The following is a 22,095-nucleotide window of genomic DNA, read 5'->3' on the forward strand; positions in this document are numbered from 1 at the left end:
CAAATCACTGCCGGTTCGTGCCAAGATAGACTATGACGACCTCGCAGCGTGCGCCCGCAGCTCTCGGTACACACGTGCTCGTGAGGGCCTTCCGGCTTCTGTTTGCTGCGCTCACGTTCGCCGCGCTCTCGTGGATCGTCGCAAAAGGCCTGGACAGTAGCTCTTTCTCACTCGCCAACTACTTCAGCTACTTCACCGTGCTCAGCAATGTTCTGACCGTCCTCGTGCTTGCGGTGGGCGGAGCCGCTGACCCGCAGGGAGAGCGGTGGCAGTTGTTCCGCGGGGGTGTGACGTTGTACATGGTCATCACCGGGATCATCTACGCCGTTCTTCTCGCCGGGATCGACGTCGGCGTCGCTGATCCGTGGACCAACAATGTGGTTCATCGAATCATGCCGGTGGTGCTTCTGATCGACTGGATCGTGATGCCGCCGCGCAAGAAGATTTCCGACGCACAGTCGCTGATCTGGCTGGTCTTTCCCTTCGTCTACGGGATCTACAGTCTGATTCGCGGTCCGATCGTCGACTGGTATCCGTATCCGTTCCTCGATCCGCGCGGCCAGGGATACGTTGCGTTGGTGATCGGTCTGCTCGTACTCACCGTCGCCTTCGTGTTGATGGCACTTGCGGTGAACGCTGTCGGCCGGCTCGGATGCCGATGGCGGTACGGGGCACAATCGGAGGCAGCTCGTTGACTAAGCTCGGAGCCATGTCTTCTGTGGCCGATACTTCCCCTGAGTCCACCTCGTCCGCCCTATGGCACGGTTTCGCCGATATGGGTGCTGTGACCAGAACAGGCCCCTTCGTCGTCTCACGTGGCGAGGGAGCTCACATCTGGGACCGGGACGGCAACAAATATCTCGATGCAACTGCCGGGCTGTGGTTCACGAACGTCGGTCACGGACGGACCGAGATTGCCGACGCCGTCGCCGCCCAGCTCGGATCGCTGGCGCACTACTCCAACTTCGGTGATTTCGTCCCGGAGACGACGCTGGCTCTCGCGGAGCGGCTCGGGAAGATCGCGCCCGTCGCGGGTAGCAAGGTGTTCTTCACCTCGGGTGGCTCCGACTCGATCGACACAGCGGCGAAATTGGCCAGGCGTTACTGGCACGAGATGGGCAAGCCTGGGAAAAAGCTCATTGTCGGTCGTGAGAAGGCTTACCACGGAATGCATGTCGCAGGTACTGCACTGGCAGGCATTGCGGTGAACCGGGAGAACTACGGCGAGTTGATGCCGGACGCGCGCACTGTCGCTTGGGACGATGCGAAGAGCTTGCTGGCGCTCATCGAGGAAGTCGGGGCCGACAAGATCGCCGCCTTCTTCTGCGAGCCCATCATCGGTGCCGGTGGGGTCTACCTGCCGCCGAAGGGGTATCTGCAGGAGGTACGCCAAATCTGTCGTGACAACGACGTCCTGTTCGTCACGGACGAGGTAGTGACCGGCTTCGGCCGAATCGGCGGTTCGTGGTTCGCGTCGACTCGTTTCGACCTTCAGCCCGACCTGATGACCACTGCGAAGGGGCTTACCTCGGGGTACGTCCCGATGGGTGCGGTGTTCGTCGCCCCGCACATCGCCGAGCCGTTCTACTCCGGTGGCGTCTGGTGGCGCCACGGCTACACCTACGGTGGACACGCAGGGGCAGCGGCCGCGGCGATGGCAACACTGGACATCATGGAACGCGAGAACCTGCTGCAAGAGTCCGCTCGACTCGAGACGTCGCTGCACACCCATCTGGCCCCACTCGCCGAACATCCTCGCGTGCAGGAGGTTCGCAGCGGACTCGGTGCAGTAGCAGCAGTGCAGCTGGTCGATCCGGCCGAGGCGCTCCCCTTCGTCGCGACGCTCCGCAAACACGGTGTCTCCGGGCGCGCTGCAGGGCAGGGCGCGATGCAGATCTCGCCGTCGTTCGTGATGACGGACAACGAGGTGGAAGAACTCGCTGCTCGGATCCTCAGCGCGCTCGGCTGAACCGGTCCTTCAGGCGCTGCACTCGGGTTCGATCGGGTGCAGCGTCGAGCATTGGGGTTTCGGCTGCCTCGGCGAAACGCTTGTGCAATTGATCGCGGACCTCGTCGGGGGCATACGCCTGCCGCTTGCGTTCCGACTTCACGACGAGGGCGCCTGTCGCGGCAACACCGACGACGCCTGCCATCCCGAGGATCTTCCACAGCTTCATCGCTTCACCGTACTGTGATCGCGGGCGGGTGAGCGATCGCGGAGTTCGGCGACGAGGTCTTCTACGAGGATCTTGATCTTGTCGCGGATCGGACGGACGGCGTCGATGCCCTTGCCTGCGGGGTCGGGCAACGCCCAGTCGCGGTACTGGACCCCGGGGAAAACCGGGCATGCGTCGCCACAGCCCATGGTGATGACGACGTCGGAGGTTTCGACGGCGTCGGGGGTGAGGATCTTTGGTGATTGCGCCGAGATGTCGATACCGAGCTCGGCCATCGCCTGGACGGCGGCTGAATTGATGCTTTCTGCCGGTGTGCTGCCGGCAGAGCGAACCTCGACGGCCCCATCGGCAAGATCGCTCAGAAAACCGGCGGCCATCTGCGACCGTCCTGCGTTGTGGACGCAGACGAACAACACACTGGGGATGCTGGACATCAAGACTCCTTTGTCGCTGCCGGCGAGGCCGAAATGAAGCGTTTACGTAGTGCGAGTGAGACGTAGACGAGCCCGACGAGGACTGGGACTTCGATGAGCGGGCCGACGACCCCGGCCAGTGCCTGCCCCGATGTTGCGCCGTAGGTGGCGATGGCGACGGCGATGGCGAGTTCGAAGTTGTTGCCTGCCGCGGTGAAGGCGAGCGTAGTGGTGCGTGCGTAGCCCAGGCCCATTGCGGCCCCGAGGGCATAACCGCCGCCCCACATCACCGCGAAGTAGACCAACAGTGGCAGTGCGATACGAATGACGTCCAACGGTTGGGAAGTGATCCGATCACCCTGCAGCGCAAAGAGAATGACGATGGTGAACAGCAGGCCGTAGAGAGCCCACGGCCCGATCTTAGGGATGAACTTCGACTCGTACCACCCCCTGCCCTTGGTGCGTTCGCCCAAGTAGCGCGAGGCGAACCCCGCGATCAGCGGTATGCCGAGGAAGATCAGCACCGACTTCGCTATCTGCCAGGGGGAAGCCTCGATGGTGGTCTGCTCTAGGCCGAGCCAGCCCGGTAGGACGGAAAGATAGAACCATCCGAGGACTGCGAACATGAATACCTGGAAGACCGAGTTGATGGCGACCAGGACGGCGGCGGCTTCCCGGTCGCCGCACGCGAGGTCGTTCCAGATGATGACCATCGCGATGCAGCGGGCGAGACCGACGATGATCAGGCCGGTGCGGTACTCGGGCAGGTCGGGGAGGAAGAGCCAGGCGAGAGCAAACATCAGCGCCGGGCCGAGGACCCAGTTGAGTACCAACGATCCGCCCAGCAGGCGCTTGTCTCCGGTGACGGTATCCAGTCGGTCGTATCGGACCTTCGCCAGGACCGGATACATCATGACCAGCAGACCGATTGCGATAGGTAGTGAGACGCCGTCGATCGAAATGGTCGAGAGGGCGTCGTTCATGCCCGGAATCAGCCGACCCAACGCCAAGCCGATGACCATCGCGACGCCGATCCAAACCGGCAGGAACCGGTCGAGAGTGGAGAGCTTACCGACGACGGCCGGGTGATCGGAGGTGTTCGCCTGGCTACTCATGCCATCACCAGCGCACCATCGTCGGTGGTCGGGTCGGCGGCAGCCAAGACCGACGACAATTGTTGCAGCGCAGTAGGTATAACCCAGTAGTAGACCCAGGTGCCCCGGCGTTCGCAGTCGAGCAAACCAGCTTCACGCAACACTTTGAGATGATGGGAGATCGTCGGCTGAGACAGGTCGAACGAATCGGAGATGTCACACACGCACGCTTCACCACCGGCGTGACTTGCGATCAGGCTCAGAAGTCGAAGCCGGGCCGGATCGCCGAGTGCTTTGAACATTCGGGCGAGACCGCCTGCCCAGTCGGCGGACAATGGCTCGGCAATCAGCGGTGAGCAGCACACGCCGCTGCTGAGGTCGTCGACGGAGAGAGGCTGATTCGACATATGTCTATATTGATCAATTTCGAATCAAACGTCAAACGCCTCCAGCGCATACCTGGTGGGGGAGTTCGAGGTTTCGGGACGATCTAGGCTGAGCGACATGACTGCGTCGCGGATCGATTTGAACACAGCAGTTGATGCGACTCGTACCGGAGACATCTGGATCTTCCGCGGCCATTCTGCCACGGATCGTGCGATACAGACGTTGACCAACAGTCCGGTCAACCACGTCGGCATGGCAGTCGTGGTCGACGACCTTCCTCCGCTCATGTGGCACGCCGAGTTGGGAAAATCGCTGCAGGACATGTGGACCGGCAATTTTCAGCGCGGCGTACAGCTGCATGATCTCCATGCGGCAGTGATGCAGTGGTCGCACAAGTACGAGCAGCGTTGCTGGCTCAGGCAACTCGACAGTGCAGTCACACGAGAGCAGGAAGATGCATTGCTGCGGACCATAGCTCGAATGGACGGAACGGCGTTCCCGACTACCGCGAAGCTGGCGGGGCGGTGGTTCAAGGGGCGCGTGCCGAGCTTCCGTAAGAGTGAGCAGCATGGCGCCGCTCTGGAAACAGCGTACTGCGCAGAAGTAGTCGCCATGACCTACGAATCGATGGGTCTGCTGAACGGTAACAAGAAGGCGAATTGGTTCGATCCCGGAAAATTCTGGAGCGGTGACCGGTTACCCCTCGCTGAAGGCGTCCACCTCGGCGACGAGATCGCCGTCGATGTACCCGAGAGCCGGCCGGCCATCACCGAGTGAACTGACAGAAAAAGGGGCCCGCACACCTTGTGTGCGGGCCCCTTTCGCTGTGTATGTCGCTATCGGACAGTCGCTCCGTCGAGCGTGCGGCTGGCCTCGATGGCCTGGCCGACGCCCGCGACGATCGAAGCTGCGCGGATCGACTCGAAGATGACCTCACGGTCGACGCCTTCGTCGCGAAGGGTCTTCTCGTGTGCCTCGACGCAGTGGTTGCACCCGTTGACGGCCGAGACCGCCAGCGAGAACAGTTCGAAATCTGCCTTGTCGACGCCGGGATTGCCGATGATATTCATCCGCAGACCTGCGCGAAGGTCGTCGTACTTGCCGTCGAGGTAGCCCTTGGTGCGGTAGAAGACGTTGTTCATCCCCATGATGGACGCTGCACCCAGAGCGGCGTTGTAGGCATCGGCGGACAACGTGTCCGCAGCCTCCTCGGCGATCTCCTTCAGCGTCGTCGCGGACTTGGTGGCGGCAGCAGTGGCGAGAAGCGTGCCCCAGAGCTGCTGCTCACTCAGAACCGTCGATCGCGCAATGGAACTCAGGTTGAGCTTGAGATCCTTGGCGTACTCCGGGAGAGCATTCTTCAGATTCTCTACGCTCATGTCAGACGCTCGCCGTCAGCAGTTCGCCCGCGTCGATGGTGGGGTCGCCCTTCTTCCAGTTGCATGCGCACAGCTCGTCGGACTGCAGTGCGTCGAGAACACGCAGAACCTCGTCGACGTTGCGGCCGACGGAACCTGCGGTGACCGAGACGAACTGGATCTCGTTGTTCGGATCGACGATGAATGTCGCGCGGTCGGCGACACCATCGGAGTTGAGAACACCTGCAGCGGTTGCGAGCTCACGCTTGAGGTCGGAGAGGATGGGGAACGGAAGGGTCTTCAGGTCCTCGTGCTGTGCACGCCACTGGAAGTGCACGAACTCGTTGTCGACGGACGCTCCGAGTACCTGTGCGTCACGGTCGGCGAACTCTTCGTTCAGCTTTCCGAATGCGGCAATCTCGGTCGGGCATACGAAGGTGAAGTCTTTCGGCCAGAAGAAGACGATGCGCCACTTGCCTGCATAGTCATCGCTGGTGACGGTGGTGAAGTAGTCGTCGGGCTGCTGGGCGTTCACCTTCGACAGGTCTCCGCCGATAACGCCGGTGAGATTGTATGCGGGGAACTGATCGCCGATTGTCAACAGGGCCATATGGTCCTCCTCTGTAGTGGTGCGCATGCGTCGCGCTCGTGGTGCGCGTCGGATTCGTACATGCACGGTGTCGCGTATGGGTGGAGTCGTGTGTGGAGCGCCGCCGGGTGTATTCGGTGCTTCCTACGGTCGAACTCCGACATGTACGAGTGTGCCAAAAAATATGCGAAAGGTAAAGGTGATTAGTAGCACTAGACTGATAGGCATGACTGATAGAAGTTATCAACCGACGCTCTCACAGCTGCGTGCTTTCGTCGCGGTTGCCGAGCAACGTCATTTCGGAAGTGCCGCGGCGCGACTGCACATCAGTCAGCCGACGCTCTCGCAGGCCCTCGCCTCACTGGAACAGGGACTGGGCGTTCAGCTTGTCGAGCGAAGTACACGGCGAGTTCTGATGACCACTGCCGGTACGCATTTGCTCGAACATGCACGGGCAACCCTCGATGCAGCCGACGGATTCGTTTCCGAAGCATCCGGCATGGGAGGTCGACTGTCGGGTCCACTTCGTCTCGGACTCATACCCACAGTAGCGCCGTACGTGCTACCCGCCTTGCTCCCGGCGCTGCGAGCCGAATTTCCGGACGTGAACGCGCACATCGTCGAGGATCAGACGGACCGACTGCTGGCCTCGTTACGGTCGGGAGCGATCGACGCAGCAGTGGTCGCGCTTCCCACCGAAGAATCCGGCATCGTCGAAATACCGCTGTATGCAGAAGATTTCGTGCTCGTCGTCCCCGTCGGTCACGAACTCGACGGACGCCGTGATCTGACCCTGTCCGTACTCGTCGACCTGCCGATTCTGTTGCTGGACGACGGTCACTGTCTGCGAGATCAGACACTGGACCTCTGCCGGTCGGTCGACGCGGTCCCTGCGGCCGGGGACACGAGAGCAACCTCGCTTGCCACGGTAGTTCAATGTGTCGCAGGCGGTCTCGGCGTCACACTCGTCCCGAGATCGGCTGTTGCCGTGGAGATGGGCAAGGGCGCGCTGGGTCGGGCAGAGTTCGCGGACCCGAAGCCCGGTCGGCGCATGGGCCTGGTACACCGTGCGTCGAGCGGGCGCGCCGAAGAGTATCGGGCACTGAGTGCACTGGTCTCGCGGATCGGATCGGCCGTAAGCCCAGTAGTTGCCCAGTAGCCGGCTGTCGAGGTAGCGAACTCAGCCGGCGGTGATAGTGATCTCGTCGAACACGATCTCACCGAGAGCATCGGACTCCTCGACATCGACGACCGCGTCGAACGACCACCCGTGATCGCCGTCGGGATCTTCCAGTACCTGCCTGACCGTCGTCCGGTCGCTGCCAACCGTGAGTTCGAACAGTGCCGGACCACGCGCGGACGGGCCGGTACCGATCTCGCCGTACTCCTCGAAGAAGGGCTCGAGTTCTGCTTCCCAATCAGGGCCGTCGTCCAACGCGTCGAGCGCGTTCCACCAACCCGCCGCCGCGAAGTCCACTCGTTTGAAGATGGCGTTGCGGACCATCACACGGAACGCGCGTGCATTCGCAGAAATCGGCTTCGGCGTGTCACCGCCATAGGGTTCGGGCTTGGTCTCGGCTTCCTCGCCCGGGTCGGTGAGGTTTTCCCATTCGTCCAGCAGACTCGAGTCGACCTGGCGAACGAGTTCCCCGAGCCACTCGGTGATGTCCTGCACTTCCTCGGTCCGGGCTTCCGGCGGCACCGTCTGGCGTAGGGCGCGATACGCGTCGGCGAGGTATCGAAGAACAAGTCCTTCCGAACGGCTGAGACCGTAGTGACTGATCAGCTCCGTGAAGGTCATCGACCGCTCGACCATGTCGCGGACAACGGACTTGGGGGAGAGCGCGACTTCCGTCAGCCACGGATGCCCACCGCGGTAGATCTCGAAGGCCGGCACGAGAAGCTCGGCGAGGGGCTTCGGCCACGTCACCTCCTCGAGCAGTTCCATTCGCTCCTCGTACTCGATACCGTCCGACTTCATCTGCGCGACTGCTTCTCCGCGAGCCGCGTGCTGCTGGGCCATGAGGATCTGGCGGGGATCGTCGAGTGTCGACTCGATGATCGACACCACATCGAGTGCATGCGTATCGGATTCGATATCGAGCAGATCGAACGAGGCGAGTGCGAACGGTGACAGTGGTTGGTTCAGTGCGAAGTTGGGCTGTAGGTCGACCGTGAGACGGGAGTGTCGTCCTTCGGCATCCGGCTCCGCGAGCTGTTCGACGATGCCCGCCGAGACGAGACCGCGATAGAGCGAGAGTGCTCGGAGAATATGCTTGCGCTGGGCAGGTCGGGTCTCGTGGTTGTCCTCGAGTAGATGTCGCATTGCAGTGAAGCAATTGCCCGGTCGCGCAATGACATTGAGCAACATTGCATTACTGACCGAGAACCTCGAGACCAGCGCCTCGGGACTCGCTGTGATGATCCGGTCGAACGTCGGCTCACCCCACGAGACGAAGCCATCGGGCGCCTTTTTGCGTTGAACCCTCTTGAGCTTCTTCGGATCGTCACCAGCCTTCGCGACGAGCCGTGCATTCTCGATGTCGTGTTCCGGCGCCTCGACGACGACGGTTCCGAGCGTGTCGTATCCGGCGCGTCCTGCGCGTCCGGCGATCTGGTGAAACTCTCGAGCGCGTAGTTTGCGGGTGCGAATACCGTCGTATTTGGTCAGTCCGGTGAACAACACGGTTCGGATCGGAACATTGATGCCCACACCGAGGGTGTCGGTGCCGCAGATGACCTTGAGCAGACCGTCCTGGGCAAGTTTCTCCACGAGGCGTCGATACTTCGGGAGCATGCCCGCGTGGTGCACGCCGATTCCGTGCCGCACCAGTCGCGAGAGTGTCTTGCCGAAACCCGTCGTGAAGCGGAATTGGCCGATCGCATCGGCGATCTGCTGCTTTTCGGACTTGGATGCCACGTTCACGCTCGTGAGCGCCTGCGCTCGTTCGAGGGCGGACGCCTGGGTGAAGTGCACGACGTACACGGGTGCAAGATGCGTCGAGACCAACTCCTCGATGGTCTCGCCGATCGGTGTGCTCACGTAGGAGAACATCAAGGGCACAGGCCGTTCGGAGCCCGACACCACGGTGGTGGGTCGTCCGGTGCGGCGGGTGAGATCGTCGCGAAAGAAAGACACGTCGCCCAGAGTCGCCGACATCAGCAAAAATTGAGCGTTCGGCAACTCGATGATGGGAACCTGCCAGGCCCATCCTCGGTCGGGTTCGGAGTAGTAATGGAACTCGTCCATCACCACCTGTCCGATATCGGAATTCGCTCCCTCGCGGAGAGCTAGATTCGCGACGATTTCCGCGGTCGCGCAGATGATCGGGGCGCCCGCGTTGACCGCGGCATCGCCCGTCATCATGCCGACATTTTTTGCGCCGAAGATCTCGCACAGTGCGAAGAACTTCTCGCTGACCAGAGCTTTGATGGGTGCGGTGTAGAAGGTCCGCTTGCCGGCTGCCATCGCAGCGAAGTGCGCGCCGACAGCAACCATCGACTTTCCCGAGCCGGTCGGTGTCGCGAGGATGACATTGGACCCCGACACCAGCTCGATCAAGGCGTCTTCCTGGGCCGGGTACAGATTCAGCCCTCGATCGCTGGTCCACGTGGTGAAAATGTCGAACAACGTGTCCGGATCCTGTGCCTCGCTGGTCGTGGGGGCAGGTACGAGTTCGGAGAGGAGCACCGTAACAGGCTATGGTGCGCTGGCCGCGTCGCCATCAGCGGCCCGTGCGCAGGGCGTGTCAGGTCGCGCTGCGTTCGTCCGCTCCCATGGCACCCAGTACCGCGCGCCTGGTGCTGGCGTTCCCGGTGATCATGTCTTCACCGACTCCGGTGACGAGGAAGTTCCGCCATCGAGTCTCGTCGAATTCCAGGCACGGCGTCGAGGCCAAGAATTCCTCGAGCACGTGCAGGAAATGCATCGGATCGTCGCGGAACGGGAAGTGCCCGGCCCCTCGAAACACCGAGAGTCGGGATCCGGGCATCGCGGAATGCGCGAGGTGCGCATGACTGACCGGTATCACCACGTCCCGATCTCCCCATACGAGCAACACCGGGAGATTCTCGGTGAGATAACACCTGTCGAGCATCGTCACAACCTGGCCACGCCAATCGACGACAGCGCGCAGGGTGCGGAGGTATGCCTCGTGTGCAGTGGGATCCGGCAGGCCCGCCAGGACGCGCACGAGATCTGGTGTGTCGTGGAGCAAGGCACCCGGCCGCAGCCGCGTCGTATTCAGTTTTCCGATGAGGTTGCCGGCCAACCTGACGACCGACATGGCTCCGGGGAGACGCAAAAGCTTGACTGCTTCGCTTGCCAACGGCACCGAAGCCAATCGAAGAAGTGGATGGACATCTTTGGTGACTCCACCGGAGGACACGAGAACGAGTCGGTCCACCACGTGCGGAAATTGGTAGGAGAACTGCATCGCGACACCGCCGCCGAGCGAGTGGCCGATAACCGTCACATGGTCGATTCCCAGGACGGACAACAGGTCGCGCATGCCGTTGGCGTACGCAGCCACCGAGTAGTCGGCGCGGGGTTTGTCGGATTGCCCGTGTCCCAACAGATCGGGTGCAATGACCGTGTGGTTCTGGGCAAGATGCGGAATTATTGCGTTCCACGTTTCGGAGTTGTCACCGATTCCGTGAATCAACAACAGAGCTGGGCCTTCGCCCGCCATCCGGAACGCTCGCCGATAACCATGAATGGTGCGGAAGATCAATTTCGGCTCTGCATCGGGAACCGGGCGGAGCTTGCGCGTGCGAGGACTGCTCATGGCGCACCTCCTGATTCCTCAACTTCTGTACTTCCTTGACACTGCTGTACATCCTCGACAGCTCTCTCCTCGAAGACTCTCGCACGAGTAAAGACGCTCGATACGACATCGAGAGGAATTCTGGTTACATGTATGTTTCGTTATCCCACAGGGACGCAATCTGGACAAACTCGGATGGGTGATCGTGTGAACGTTCACACAATCACCCATCCAATGGTCGAACTATGTACCGGTCAGTGCCCGGTATCGGTGCCGTCCGTGTCGGTACCTGTCGTATCCAGATCTTCCGGCTCGGCCTCGAACCCGCCCTGCTCGGCGAGGAACTTCTCGAACTCCGCACCCAGCTCATCACCGCTCGGAAGGCTCTCGTCGCTGGCGAGAAGCGTCGACTGCTGTTCCTGTGCTGCGACGTAGGTGTCGTACTGGCGTTCGAGGGCGTGTACGACCGACTGCACTTCCTCGTTGCCGGTGATGTGCTCGTCGACCTGCTCTTGCACTCGAGCTGCGGCAGTGCCCAGTGCGACCAACGACAGCTCCAGACCCCCCGCCTCACCGACGTGTTCGAGCAAGGTCTGCGCGGCACTCGGATAGTCCGTTTGAGCGAGGTAGTGCGGAACGTGGACCGAGAATCCCATCGACACGTGGCCGTGCTGGGCCATCCGTAGTTCGAGAAGTGAGGACGCACTACCAGGGACCTGGATGTCACCCGACCAGCTGTGCTCCTCGGAGATCAACGACTTGTCCGAGGAATGCGCGGTGACGCCCAGTGGACGAGTGTGAGGGATCGCCATCGGGATCGACCCGAGTCCGATGGTCCGACGCACTCCCAGTTGCTCGGCCAGCAGACGAACTGCAGTGGAGAACTTCTCCCACCGAAGGTCCGGTTCCATTCCGGCAAGAAGCAGGAACGGCGTGCCGGCGTTGTCCTTGACTGCATACAGATTGAGCTCTGGCGCGTCGTAATCCGAGAAGTGATCGGTTTTGAACGTCATCGTCGGCCGACGTGAGCGGTAGTCGATCAGCTCGTCGACATCGAACGAAGCGACAAGTTCCGTCTCGAGCGTGTCACGAAGGTGCTTGGTGGCGAGTTTTACTGCGTGACCTGCATCGGAGAAGCCTTCGAGTCCATGTACCAACACCGGACCGACACCGTCACCGGACATCGTTTGCGGCGCCGGAAATTCCAGCTCGTACATATTCGATTGTTCGTCCATGGCCGAACCCCTTTCCGTTTCTTCGTGCCCACTCGGGGCCAGCACCACGGCCGTAACCGACCTCGCGTGGAGAATACCCGTCGGTTCGGCGTGGCGATCGCGCTGCCGTGAGTACGGCTACTACCTAGGGAGAACGCCGAGAAACACCGAGTTCATTCCCGCAGGCGTCGCTGGTCCTGCACACGTTGTGGGAGTCTGGTCTACAGAGATCACAAGTTGAACGTCGAAGGAGTACTTATGCCGCAGCAGGTGCGTGCCGTCGTCGCCAAGGCCAAGGGCGAAGCGGTGTCGATCGAGACGATCACGATTCCGGATCCGGGCCCCAACGACGTCGTAGTCAAGATCGACGCGTGCGGCGTCTGCCACACGGATCTGGCTTACCGCGACGGCGGAATCAATGACGAGTACCCCTTCATGCTCGGGCACGAGGCGGCAGGAACTGTGGAAACTGTCGGCGACGCGGTGACGCACGTCGAGGTCGGCGACTTCGTGGTGCTGAACTGGCGCGCAGTATGTGGCGAGTGTCGGGCATGCAAGAAGGGCACACCCTGGTACTGCTTCGATACGCACAATGCCTCGCAAAAGATGACGCTCGCAGATGGCACGGAACTCACGCCTGCGCTCGGTATCGGCGCGTTCGCAGACAAGACTCTCGTTCACGAGCGGCAGTGCACCAAGGTTGCGCCGGGCTCGGACCCGGCGGTCGTCGGGCTGATCGGCTGCGGTGTCATGGCAGGTATCGGCGCCGCGATGAACACCGGCAACGTCTCGCGCGGTGACTCGGTTGCAGTCATCGGCTGCGGTGGTGTCGGCGACGCGGCCATCGCCGGAGCAAAGCTGGCAGGCGCGACGAAGATCATCGCTGTCGATCGGGACAAGGGAAAGCTCGAGTGGGCGAAGGACTTGGGCGCTACCCATACGGTGGACGCGTCAGCGGTCGACCCAGTCGAAGCCATCCAGGAATTGACCGGTGGGTTCGGCGCTGACGTGGTGATCGATGCTGTCGGTCGACCGGAGACGTGGAAGCAGGCGTTCTACGCTCGCGATCTGGCCGGCACAGTTGTTCTGGTGGGTGTGCCGACGCCGGAGATGACACTCGAGATGCCTTTGGTCGATTTCTTCTCCCGAGGTGGCTCGCTCAAGTCTTCTTGGTACGGCGATTGTCTCCCGGAGCGGGACTTCCCGATGCTCGTCGACCTCTACGAGCAGGGTCGATTGCCACTGGAGAAGTTCGTTACCGAACGAATCGGAATCGACGACGTGGAAGCGGCGTTCACTGCGATGCACGACGGCAAGGTGCTGCGTTCGGTGGTCATCCTATGAGCGGAAAGCTGCGCATACAGAGGGTGGTGACGTCTGGGACGTTCAGTCTCGACGGGGGTACCTGGGACGTCGAGAACAACATCTGGTTGATCGGTGACGACACCGAGGTGGTGATCGTCGATGCAGCGCACCAGCAGCAACCGATCCTGGACGCGGTCGGTAACCGAACCGTCAAGGCCATCATCTGCACGCACGGCCACAACGACCACGTGACGGTCGCCCCGCAGCTTTCGCAGGCTCTCGATGCCCCGGTACTGCTTCACCCAGCGGACGACATGCTGTGGGAGCAGACTCATCCGGGTGTCACGCATCGGGCCGTCGAGGACGGTGACCGGATCTCGATAGCGGGAACCGACATCGTCGCTATCCACACGCCCGGCCATTCACCAGGCTCCACCTGCCTGTACGTACCCGAAGCTGGAGAGTTGTTCAGCGGAGACACCTTGTTCTCCGGTGGACCCGGAGCGACAGGGCGTTCGTATTCGGACTTCCCGACGATCATCGGTTCCATCCGGGACAAGCTGTTCGCCCTTCCAGCCGAGACGCGCGTCAAGACCGGTCATGGTGACGGCACCAGCATCGGCGACGAGTCTCCGCATCTGGAGGAATGGATCAAGCGCGGGTCGTGAGTCGCCCGGATCACCGGCAATCACGGTAGAGCTCGGCCTGTCTCCCGCCTTGTTCACCACTCGAATGAGAAGGTAGAACCGGGCGGGAGCCGGTTATCCGCAGGCGCCGACGCGATGCCCAAGACAGATTCGTCTGCGAATACTGGAGGACCTTCCGTGCTGTGCCGTTCCGTATCGAGATCTCGCCCGCTTCTGATCGCGGTCGGGGCGACAGCTTTCCTATCGCTCGCCGGATGTGGATCCGCGGTGACCGGCACCGCTGAAGCCGGCGGCCAGGGGTCGACGTCGATTTCATCTCGAGACGGGTCGAATACACCTGGAGACGGACAGGATCTCGGCGCGCTTCTGATCGATCCATCCCAGTTCCCAGCCCCGTACGAGGCCATAGTCCTCCCTCCACAAGCGATTGCACAGGCGTCCCCGGATCTCACCGGAATTCCTGCTGGCGCCGAGGTATCCCCAGCAGGCTGCAAGCCCACGGAACCAAGTTCGGCGCCGGGTAGCGCTGCGTTGATCGTCGGAACCGACAACGCCAACCGGTCCACGATTTCGATCGAACTGACCGTGGTCGACGAGCCTCTGTCGGTACGTGAGGAGCAACTTCAGCAGTGCGGTGAGGTCGAGGCAACCAAATCCGGTGCCACCTCCGTCATCCGGTCGACTATCTCCCCGGCGCCTCCGATCAATGCCGACGAGACACTTGCGGTGAAACAGACCGTGAATTCTGGTACCGGCGCGGACTCGGTGACGCAGTCGATGCTCACGTTGATGGCTCAGGTCGACGACGTCCGGATAGCAGCAACGTTCATGTCATTCGACAACTCCGCGCCGGATGCGGCCGTGTTGGACGAGTTGTTCACCGCTGCAGTCCAGAAAGTGAACGCCGGATAGCACGACCGTCCGACGGTAAGCGTCGGATCTCGAACGTGTGGGCCGTGTTCTCCACAGGATCGAGCGCTGTCCACAGCCATGTTCCGGCCCAGGTCGCAGATCTGTCGATCGAATGTCGACAAGCCATTGTTCTCGCCATGACGACGTTCCCTGACAATCGACCCACTCCACCGATGCTGGCCACGGTGTCGGCTACCGGTGATCTGATCGCTGCCATCCCGGCAATGCTCGGCTTCGCCCCTTCGCGATCTCTCCTGCTCATCTGCCTGGACGGCCGGATCGGCGAAAGCCTCACTATCGGCACAGTGATGCGTCACGATCTGAGTTTTCCCGACCCCGACCTGACACAGCGCTCGGTAAGCACGGAGATGGCCGATGTGATCGACCGCTTCGCCGCCGTCTGCTTGCGGGATGAGGTTCGCACGGCCATCGCTGTCATCGTCGATGACGGAAGGAAGACCTCTGTGGGATCCGGCCGCGGTGATGCCCGTTACCAGGCTCTCGGGAGCCGGCTCGAGGACCGACTCCAGGCGCGGGGCACCCACTTGCTCGATACGTTCCTGACCGCGAACATCGCGCATGGATGCGCATGGATCTCGCTGACCGAGCCGCGAGAGAAGGGGACCGTATCGGATCCGCGGTCTTCGTCCGTGACGCTCGCGTATGTGCTCGGGGGGAGGGCAATGCTGGAGTCCAGAGAAGCGCTCGCAGATCTGTTGCAGCCCTTGGACACCGCACTGAGCAGGCAGGTGCGCGCGTGCATAGGCGCGGCACAAGAAGAGGACCTGCCCTCGGAACGAACCTCCATCGAACGAATCCTTCGAGAGATCGGTCGGTGGGCACAATCGCCACTCGATCATCCGAGATCGCTCGAGCTTTCGGCGGCGCAGATCGCCGAGTTCGGGGTTGCCTTGACGCGCTTCATGGTTCGCGACAGCATGCTCGCCTTGGTCCTCCACGACTGCGCTGCCACCGCCGAGCAACTGTGGTCGCATTTGTCGCGTACGTTGCCTGCACCCGAGCGGGCGTGCCCGGCAACATTGCTCGGGTTCAGCGCTTACGCACGCGGTGACGGAGTAATGGCAGGGGTTGCGATCGAACTAGCCTTGGCCGCCGACCCCGACTATTCACTCGCACGCCTCCTCGACTCCGCCTTGAACGCCGGTGCCCGTCCGGAGATGATCAGAGAAGTCGCGCTCAGTGGCTACGCGGTCGCCGAACTGTGTGGCGTCCGTTTGTCGCCACCTACGAGCGCGCGGTGACTCGTACCGCGTGGGATCGGTCTCCGAGATTCTGCAGGAACGTCCATGCGTCCGCGACGATGACGTCGAGATCGGTGAAACGCGGAGTCCACCCCAATTCCGAGATGGCACGATCGCTCGAAGCGATCAGGACAGCAGGGTCACCTGCGCGACGGGGTGCATCCTCGACGGTGATGGGGAGGCCTGTCACACGTGTGCACGCGTCGATGACCTCACGGACGGAGAATCCGGTCCCGCTGCCGAGGTTGTAAATCCGATGACTGCTCGGTGTCGATGCCTCCAGCGCCAGGATATGAGCCTCGGCCAGATCCGCGACATGAATGTAGTCGCGTACCGCAGTTCCGTCCGGTGTCGGATAGTCGGAACCGAAGACCGAAATCTTCTCGCGTTGGCCCAGAGCCGTTTGCAGCACGAGCGGAATCAGATGCGTCTCGACAACCCGATTCTCGCCGAACTTCTCGTAAGCACCAGCGACGTTGAAATATCGCAGGCTGGTGGCGGCCAAACCATATGCCGCTGAATACGACGTGATCGCGTGATCGATCGCCAATTTGGTTGCACCGTAAGGATTGGTCGGCGCTGTCGGTGCATCCTCGGTGATCGGTGTCTTCTGCGGCTCACCGTATGTGGCAGCGGTCGAAGAGAACACCAACCGAGGGGTGTTCGACTCGCGAATCGCATCGAGCAACGCGAGCGTGGTCACTACGTTGCCGGACCAGTACTTTGCCGGCGCGACAACTGATTCACCGACAAGCGACTGGGCGGCGAAATGCAATACCCCATCGAATTTCGTTTCGGATAACAGCGAGGCCGCGACATCCTTGATGTCGGCTTCGACGAACGTCGCGTTCGCCGGGACGGCCTCGCTGTTTCCGGTGGACAAATTGTCGACGACGACGACGTCATGTCCTCGATCGACAAGTACCGCCGCGCAGACACTGCCCACGTAGCCGGCACCGCCGGTCACCAAAAGTCTCACTACTTCATCTCCTCGTAGGGCCGAAGGCCGCTCGATGTATGCCGGCCTCCGCGCCTCGACGCGATGAACTAGACCAACTTCACCTGAACGGCGTGAGCCATTTCTTCCGAAATATCGATTCCCTCATGACCTGGAACGGTAATGGTGACCGTGCCGGGCTTGGCCTCGACTGTAACCCGGGCGTCTGGGACGACACCCGCATCACGCAACTGTGCGATGACCTCCGGATCGGATTGGACGTGCTCTGCGAGTCGACGCACGACCACCGCCGTCGGGTGGCCGTGGGAGACGTCCGTCAAGCGAATCAAATCTTCGTGGACCGCCACCGGCTGGCCAAGACCCAACTCATCCAAACCTGGAATCGGGTTGCCGTAGGGCGAGGTCGTCGGATTGTTCAGTACAGCGACGAGACGACGTTCCACCTCTTCGCTCATCACGTGTTCCCAACGGCATGCCTCGGCGTGCACGTCTTCCCAGCGAAGACCGATGATGTCGACCAGCAGTCGCTCGGCCAGTCGATGCTTGCGCATCACCGACACGGCGAGTCCGCGTCCCTTCTCGGTCAGCTCCAGGTGGCGGTCGCCCGCGACGGAAAGCAGCCCGTCACGTTCCATCCTGGCCACAGTCTGACTGACGGTAGGACCACTTTGTTCGAGGCGTTCGGCGATACGTGCCCGCAAAGGCACCACACCCTCTTCCTCCAAATCGTAAATCGTGCGGAGGTACATCTCCGTGGTGTCGACCAGATCCTTCACACTCAACCCCTTCGTCCTGGCCGATTCTACCGTTGATCGGCGCGTATAGGTGTTCCAGCCCGTTCCGCTGGCGAGCCGGACGGTACCGAGACTCGTAACGGAGGCAACGTTCGGCGATGCTCGCACAGTGCCGTTGCCCGCAGAGTGCCCTCGCGGCACGTAGCGTGTCCGTCATGGCAGACCAGGTGGCTCGATCACCGTTCCAGAATCCGGCAGCCGCCGAAGACATCGTCGTGTGGAGCGCGGAGTACCTCTCGTATCGGTGGAGCGATGACCACCCCATGAACCCGACCCGACTGGATCTGACCATGTCGCTGGCGCGGCAGATCGGCGTGCTCGACGGCATCGAACTCGTGGAGCCGATCGCCGCACCGGATTCGGAGCTGCTGAGGATTCACACTCCGGCCTACATCGAAGCGGTCAAGCGTGCACCGGAGAAACTTGCCGCTTCGGAGAAACTCGCATCGGCCGGCCACCCGGAGGAACCGGAACACGGGCTCGGCGGGGACGACAATCCGATCTTTCAGCGCATGCACGAAGCCAGCGCGATGCTGACCGGCGGTTCTCTGGCAGCAGCCCGGGAGATTGCGTCCGGACGGGCTCGGCGAGCTGTCAGCATCGGCGGCGGGATGCACCACGCCATGGCGGACTGGGCATCTGGTTTCTGCGTGTACAACGACGCCGCGATCGCAATTTCGTGGTTGCTGGACAACGGGTTCGATCGAATTGCGTATATCGATGTCGATGCACACCACGGTGACGGGGTGCAGCATGCCTTCATCGATGATCCGAGGGTGCTGACCGTGTCTTTGCACCAACATCCGGCGACGTTGTGGCCCAACACCGGGTGGTCGAGCGAAGTCGGTTCCGGCGCTGCGGAGGGCACGGCAATCAACGTTCCACTCCTACCTGGCACCGGTGACCGACTGTGGTTACGCGCTTTCCATGCGATCGTGCCGGGGGCCATCTCGGCGTTCCGCCCTCAGATCATCGTGAGCCAATGTGGAGTCGACAGTCACCGAGAGGATCCGCTTGCGGACCTCGCCCTCACCGTCGACGGCCAGAACGCCGCTTTTCTCGCTATGCGTGACCTCGCGGACGAGCATTCGGAGGGGCGATGGCTGGCAGTCGGCGGAGGTGGTTACGGACTGGTTCGCGTGGTCCCCAGAGCGTGGACCCATCTGATCGCCGCAGCCCTCGGTCGCCCGATAGACCCTGCGATGCCTCTGCCCGACCTTTGGCGCGATCGGGTTCGACACTTGGCGCCCAGCGTCGACCTGCCACAGGCGATGGGTGACGGTGGCGATGTGGACTATCCCGCGTGGGATGGCCCAGGGGGTGCTGTCCAGGGATCGATCGAAGCAGCCGATCGTGCACTCGAAAGGGTGGATTCGGCGATCATCGCCACTCGCAGAGCGAGCTTCCCGCTTCTCGGACTCGACCCGGAGGATCCTCGTGACTGAGCCGACCACCCAAGACGCCGACACGGCGAAAGAGCGCGACCGTGTGCGCTCGGAAACGACATTTCCCAAGCACTGGGTCGTCGACGTACTCGCCTCGGACGGGGGAGTGGTGCATCTGCGCCCGATCGTGCCGTCCGATGGGAAGGCGTTGATCGAGTTCCACAGCGGACTGTCCGAGCGCACTCGATATCTGCGATATTTCGGCCCGTACCCGACCATGCCGCAGCGTGACGTCCTCAACTTCACGACTGTCGACCATCACTCCAGGGTCGCGTTCGTGGCAATACTCGGCGACGACATCATCGCGGTCGGTCGCTACGAACGTCTCCCGGAGGGGGATGGCAACTCTGCGGAGGTCGCATTCGTCGTCGCCGACGCCCATCAAGGCCGCGGGCTCGGGCCTATCCTGCTCGAACATCTCGCCGGAGCTGCAGCGGAGAACGGCGTCCGGATGTTCGTTGCCGAGGTGCTCGCCGAGAACCGAAACATGGTCAGCGTCTTCCGCGAAGCCGGGTATCAGGTCAGCCGAAGCTACGAAGGTGGCGTGCTGCGTCTGGAATTCGCCATCGACCCGAGTGAAGCTCTGCTGTCGGTGCGCAATTCGCGCGAGCGAGCGGCCGAGGCCCGCAGTGTCCGAAACGTATTGAGTCCGACCTCCGTCGCAGTGATCGGCGCCTCGACCGACAGTTCCAAGGTGGGCAATGCGGTGTTGGCCAACCTCCTTGCCGGCGGCTTCACCGGACCGGTATATCCGGTCAATGCCGATCACAAGTCAGTGCGTGGCGTTCGGGCCTACCCGTCGGTGCACGACATTCCGGATTCAGTGGATCTGGCCATCGCAGCCGTTCCTGCCGATGCCATCGACGACGTCCTCGACGACTGTCTCGACAAAGGTGTCAAAGCCCTCGTCGTCGTGTCAGGTGGGTTCGGTGAGACCGGTGAAGCGGGTCAGGAGAGCGAGCGCCGGTTGGTACACGCGGCGCGGGCGCACGGGATGAGGCTCGTCGGACCCAATGCGCTGGGCGTCGCCAACACCGACCCGGCCTTCGCCCTCAACGCAACCCTCGCTCCGCGACTTCCGATGCCTGGGCGCGTCGGCTTCTTCTGCCAATCCGGGGCCCTCGGCATCGCAATTCTCGATCAAGCAGCAAAACGCAGACTGGGTCTGTCGACCTTCGTCTCGGCGGGCAACCGCGCAGACGTGTCGGGCAACGACCTTCTGCAGTACTGGGATTCGGACCCCGAAACAGAGGTCGTTCTGCTGTACCTCGAGAGTTTCGGTAACCCACGCAAATTCACCCGGATCGCGCGTCGCGTAGCGCGTACCAAGCCCATCATCGCGGTCAAGAGTGGCAGAGGTGCGGTGCCGCCGGCACTCGCAACGGGACCTGCTATCGATGACTCCATCGTCAAGGCGTTGTTCGAGCAGGCAGGTGTGATCCAAGTCGACACCATCGCGCAGTTGTTCGACTGCGCAATTCTGTTCGGCTACCAACCATTGCCTTCCGGGCCACGCGTCGCCGTCGTCGGCAACTCGACGGCCCTCGGAGTTCTCGCCGTGGACGCTGCGCGCGCCGACGGATTGCACGCGGGAGTGCCGATCGACGTAGGGCCACAGGCCGGCCCGGAAGAATTCGCGGCCGCAGTGGCGGGTGCCCTCGCCGCCGGCGACGTCGATTCGGTCATCGTCGTCTTCGTGCCACCGGTTGCGGTCACGGTCGAGCCGTTCGCCAAAGCTCTCGGCGATGCGGTTCTCGGTGCCGACAAACCCGTCCTGACGACGTTCCTCGCGACCGAGGGGATACCGGACGTATTGGCCGTGCGCGGGGAATTCGGACAGCCGATCCGCGGATCGGTGCCTTCGTATTCGAGCCCGGAGCGTGCGGTGACGGCACTGGCGAAGGCCTGGCGTTACGCGGCCTGGCGGAGCAGGCCTGTGTCGACACCCCTGCGGCCCAGCGGTATCGATTCCGAACGTGCACAGTCGTTGGTTCGTGACTGGTCGGCTCAGGAACACTCTCGATGGCTTTCGGATTTCGAGACCGCCGAGCTTCTCGGGTGCTACGGGATAGAGATAACCGAGTTTCGTTCGGTGATAGATGAGGACGAAGCCGTTGCTGCCGGTGAGGAATTGGGCTATCCCGTCGCGGTCAAAGCAACAGGAGCGCAGTGGAGACACCGACCGGATCTCGGTGGGGTTCGGCTGGATCTCACTGGCCCCGAGGCCACACGTCTTGCCTATCGCGCGCTCGCATCCGATTCTGGTGAGCCTCTGCTCCACGTCCAGAAGATGGCAGCGAAAGGTATCGGGTGTGTGGTGCGGGTTCAAGACGATCCGTCGTTCGGTTCGCTGATCTCGTTCGGACTGGCCGGGGTGATCTCGGATCTTCTGGGAGACAGGGCGTATCGCGTGCTGCCGTTGACGGAGGACGAAGCGGTACAATTGATCGACGCACCGAAGGCTGCTCCATTGCTGTCCGGGTACCGCAATGCAGTCCCGGTCGACAAGAGCGCGCTAGTGGACCTTGTCCAACGAGTGTCGGCGATGGCCGACGATATCCCCGAGATCAGAGAACTGGCGTGCGAACCGGTTCTGGCGTCGGCGCATGGTGCACAGATCACCGATGCACGCGTACGTCTCGGACCCGAGCCGAGCAAGAACGACCTCGGCCCGCGACGCTTGCGCTGAGCGTCACGGGCGCGACTGGTTTCTCTTTCTACGGAAAGCGGGGGCCGAGTCGGCATTCCTAGAGGGGGGAAGGAAGCCGACTCGG

Annotated in this window: 21 protein-coding genes; 10 read left to right on the forward strand and 11 right to left on the reverse strand. The window is 62.2% G+C overall.

All coding sequences use genetic code 11. From position 1 onward, the window contains the following. Positions 1–32: 32 nt before the first annotated feature. Complete coding sequence (locus BJD99_RS18980) at positions 33–695, forward strand: Pr6Pr family membrane protein (protein WP_084348708.1); 663 nt, start codon at positions 33–35, stop codon at positions 693–695. A 14-nt stretch (positions 696–709) separates the two neighbouring features. Continuing rightward, a complete protein-coding gene (locus BJD99_RS18985) occupies positions 710–1,969 on the forward strand; it encodes an aspartate aminotransferase family protein (protein ID WP_084348709.1) in 1,260 nt (419 codons plus the stop codon). On the opposite strand, the gene BJD99_RS18990 is transcribed toward BJD99_RS18985, so the two are convergent. The 4 genes from BJD99_RS18990 to BJD99_RS19005 are packed head-to-tail and all read right to left on the reverse strand — an operon-like array spanning position 1,953 to position 4,091. Next, positions 1,953–2,177 (reverse strand): hypothetical protein, encoded by a 225-nt coding sequence (locus BJD99_RS18990; RefSeq protein WP_084348710.1) that lies wholly within the window; start codon positions 2,175–2,177, stop codon positions 1,953–1,955. The two genes, BJD99_RS18985 and BJD99_RS18990, sit on opposite strands and share 17 nt — an antisense overlap. Beyond that, complete coding sequence (locus BJD99_RS18995) at positions 2,174–2,611, reverse strand: arsenate reductase ArsC (protein WP_373270563.1); 438 nt, start codon at positions 2,609–2,611, stop codon at positions 2,174–2,176. The genes BJD99_RS18990 and BJD99_RS18995 overlap by 4 nt, the downstream gene beginning before the upstream one ends. Beyond that, complete coding sequence (arsB, locus tag BJD99_RS19000) at positions 2,611–3,705, reverse strand: ACR3 family arsenite efflux transporter (RefSeq protein ID WP_084348712.1); 1,095 nt, start codon at positions 3,703–3,705, stop codon at positions 2,611–2,613. Before arsB ends, BJD99_RS18995 begins: the two co-directional genes overlap by 1 nt. Continuing rightward, on the reverse strand, positions 3,702–4,091 hold the full coding sequence (locus BJD99_RS19005) for a helix-turn-helix transcriptional regulator (protein WP_084348713.1): 390 nt from the start codon (positions 4,089–4,091) through the stop codon (positions 3,702–3,704). The genes arsB and BJD99_RS19005 overlap by 4 nt, the downstream gene beginning before the upstream one ends. A gap of 97 nt (positions 4,092–4,188) precedes the next feature. Between BJD99_RS19005 and BJD99_RS19010 the strand changes: the two genes are divergently transcribed. Next, positions 4,189–4,848, forward strand: a complete 660-nt coding sequence (locus tag BJD99_RS19010; protein ID WP_084348714.1) for a hypothetical protein — start codon at positions 4,189–4,191, stop codon at positions 4,846–4,848. Positions 4,849–4,907: 59 nt separating this feature from the next. Here BJD99_RS19010 and BJD99_RS19015 read toward each other — a convergent pair whose 3' ends face one another. After that, the gene (locus tag BJD99_RS19015) at positions 4,908–5,450 is read right to left on the reverse strand and encodes a carboxymuconolactone decarboxylase family protein (RefSeq protein WP_084348715.1); all 543 of its coding nucleotides are present in this window, start codon (positions 5,448–5,450) and stop codon (positions 4,908–4,910) included. Between the two features lies 1 nt (position 5,451). Next, positions 5,452–6,039, reverse strand: a complete 588-nt coding sequence (locus tag BJD99_RS19020; RefSeq protein WP_084348974.1) for a peroxiredoxin — start codon at positions 6,037–6,039, stop codon at positions 5,452–5,454. A 205-nt stretch (positions 6,040–6,244) separates the two neighbouring features. Here BJD99_RS19020 and BJD99_RS19025 point away from each other — a divergent pair, with 205 nt between their 5' ends. Beyond that, positions 6,245–7,177: a hydrogen peroxide-inducible genes activator gene (locus BJD99_RS19025; protein ID WP_084348716.1), complete on the forward strand. Its 933-nt coding sequence runs from the start codon at positions 6,245–6,247 to the stop codon at positions 7,175–7,177. A gap of 21 nt (positions 7,178–7,198) precedes the next feature. Here the strand turns inward: BJD99_RS19025 and BJD99_RS19030 are convergent, their stop codons facing one another. The 3 genes from BJD99_RS19030 to BJD99_RS19040 all read right to left on the reverse strand — a co-directional run bounded on the left by BJD99_RS19030 (position 7,199) and on the right by BJD99_RS19040 (position 12,019). Next, the gene (locus BJD99_RS19030; protein WP_084348717.1) at positions 7,199–9,709 is read right to left on the reverse strand and encodes an RNA helicase; all 2,511 of its coding nucleotides are present in this window, start codon (positions 9,707–9,709) and stop codon (positions 7,199–7,201) included. 58 nt (positions 9,710–9,767) lie between these two features. After that, positions 9,768–10,805 carry an alpha/beta fold hydrolase gene (locus BJD99_RS19035; protein ID WP_084348718.1) on the reverse strand — a complete coding sequence of 346 codons (1,038 nt, stop codon included), beginning with the start codon at positions 10,803–10,805 and terminating at the stop codon, positions 9,768–9,770. Positions 10,806–11,038: 233 nt separating this feature from the next. After that, positions 11,039–12,019, reverse strand: a complete 981-nt coding sequence (locus tag BJD99_RS19040) for a proteasome assembly chaperone family protein (RefSeq protein ID WP_084348719.1) — start codon at positions 12,017–12,019, stop codon at positions 11,039–11,041. A 237-nt stretch (positions 12,020–12,256) separates the two neighbouring features. Between BJD99_RS19040 and BJD99_RS19045 the strand changes: the two genes are divergently transcribed. From BJD99_RS19045 to BJD99_RS19060, 4 genes are all read left to right on the forward strand, one after another. Further along, positions 12,257–13,342, forward strand: a complete 1,086-nt coding sequence (locus BJD99_RS19045; RefSeq protein WP_084348720.1) for an S-(hydroxymethyl)mycothiol dehydrogenase — start codon at positions 12,257–12,259, stop codon at positions 13,340–13,342. Next, positions 13,339–13,971: an MBL fold metallo-hydrolase gene (locus tag BJD99_RS19050; protein ID WP_084348721.1), complete on the forward strand. Its 633-nt coding sequence runs from the start codon at positions 13,339–13,341 to the stop codon at positions 13,969–13,971. Before BJD99_RS19045 ends, BJD99_RS19050 begins: the two co-directional genes overlap by 4 nt. A gap of 246 nt (positions 13,972–14,217) precedes the next feature. Next, on the forward strand, positions 14,218–14,862 hold the full coding sequence (locus BJD99_RS19055; protein WP_256895917.1) for a sensor domain-containing protein: 645 nt from the start codon (positions 14,218–14,220) through the stop codon (positions 14,860–14,862). A gap of 137 nt (positions 14,863–14,999) precedes the next feature. Continuing rightward, positions 15,000–16,124 carry a DUF4192 domain-containing protein gene (locus BJD99_RS19060; protein ID WP_084348976.1) on the forward strand — a complete coding sequence of 375 codons (1,125 nt, stop codon included), beginning with the start codon at positions 15,000–15,002 and terminating at the stop codon, positions 16,122–16,124. Here BJD99_RS19060 and galE read toward each other — a convergent pair. Continuing rightward, complete coding sequence (gene galE, locus BJD99_RS19065; RefSeq protein ID WP_084348722.1) at positions 16,108–17,103, reverse strand: UDP-glucose 4-epimerase GalE; 996 nt, start codon at positions 17,101–17,103, stop codon at positions 16,108–16,110. The genes BJD99_RS19060 and galE overlap by 17 nt on opposite strands. Positions 17,104–17,171: 68 nt before the next feature. Continuing rightward, positions 17,172–17,858, reverse strand: a complete 687-nt coding sequence (locus BJD99_RS19070) for a metal-dependent transcriptional regulator (RefSeq protein WP_084348723.1) — start codon at positions 17,856–17,858, stop codon at positions 17,172–17,174. A 173-nt stretch (positions 17,859–18,031) separates the two neighbouring features. Between BJD99_RS19070 and BJD99_RS19075 the strand changes: the two genes are divergently transcribed. Both BJD99_RS19075 and BJD99_RS19080 read left to right on the forward strand, forming a co-directional pair. After that, entirely contained in the window at positions 18,032–19,321 is a 1,290-nt protein-coding gene (locus BJD99_RS19075) for an acetoin utilization protein AcuC (RefSeq protein ID WP_084348977.1), read from the forward strand. Between the two features lie 43 nt (positions 19,322–19,364). After that, positions 19,365–22,010, forward strand: coding sequence for a bifunctional GNAT family N-acetyltransferase/acetate--CoA ligase family protein (locus BJD99_RS19080; protein WP_256895954.1), 2,646 nt, complete (start codon positions 19,365–19,367; stop codon positions 22,008–22,010). Positions 22,011–22,095: the final 85 nt, after the last annotated feature.

It is taken from the genome of Rhodococcus sp. 1163 (assembly GCF_002091985.1).
GTDB lineage: Bacteria > Actinomycetota > Actinomycetes > Mycobacteriales > Mycobacteriaceae > Rhodococcoides.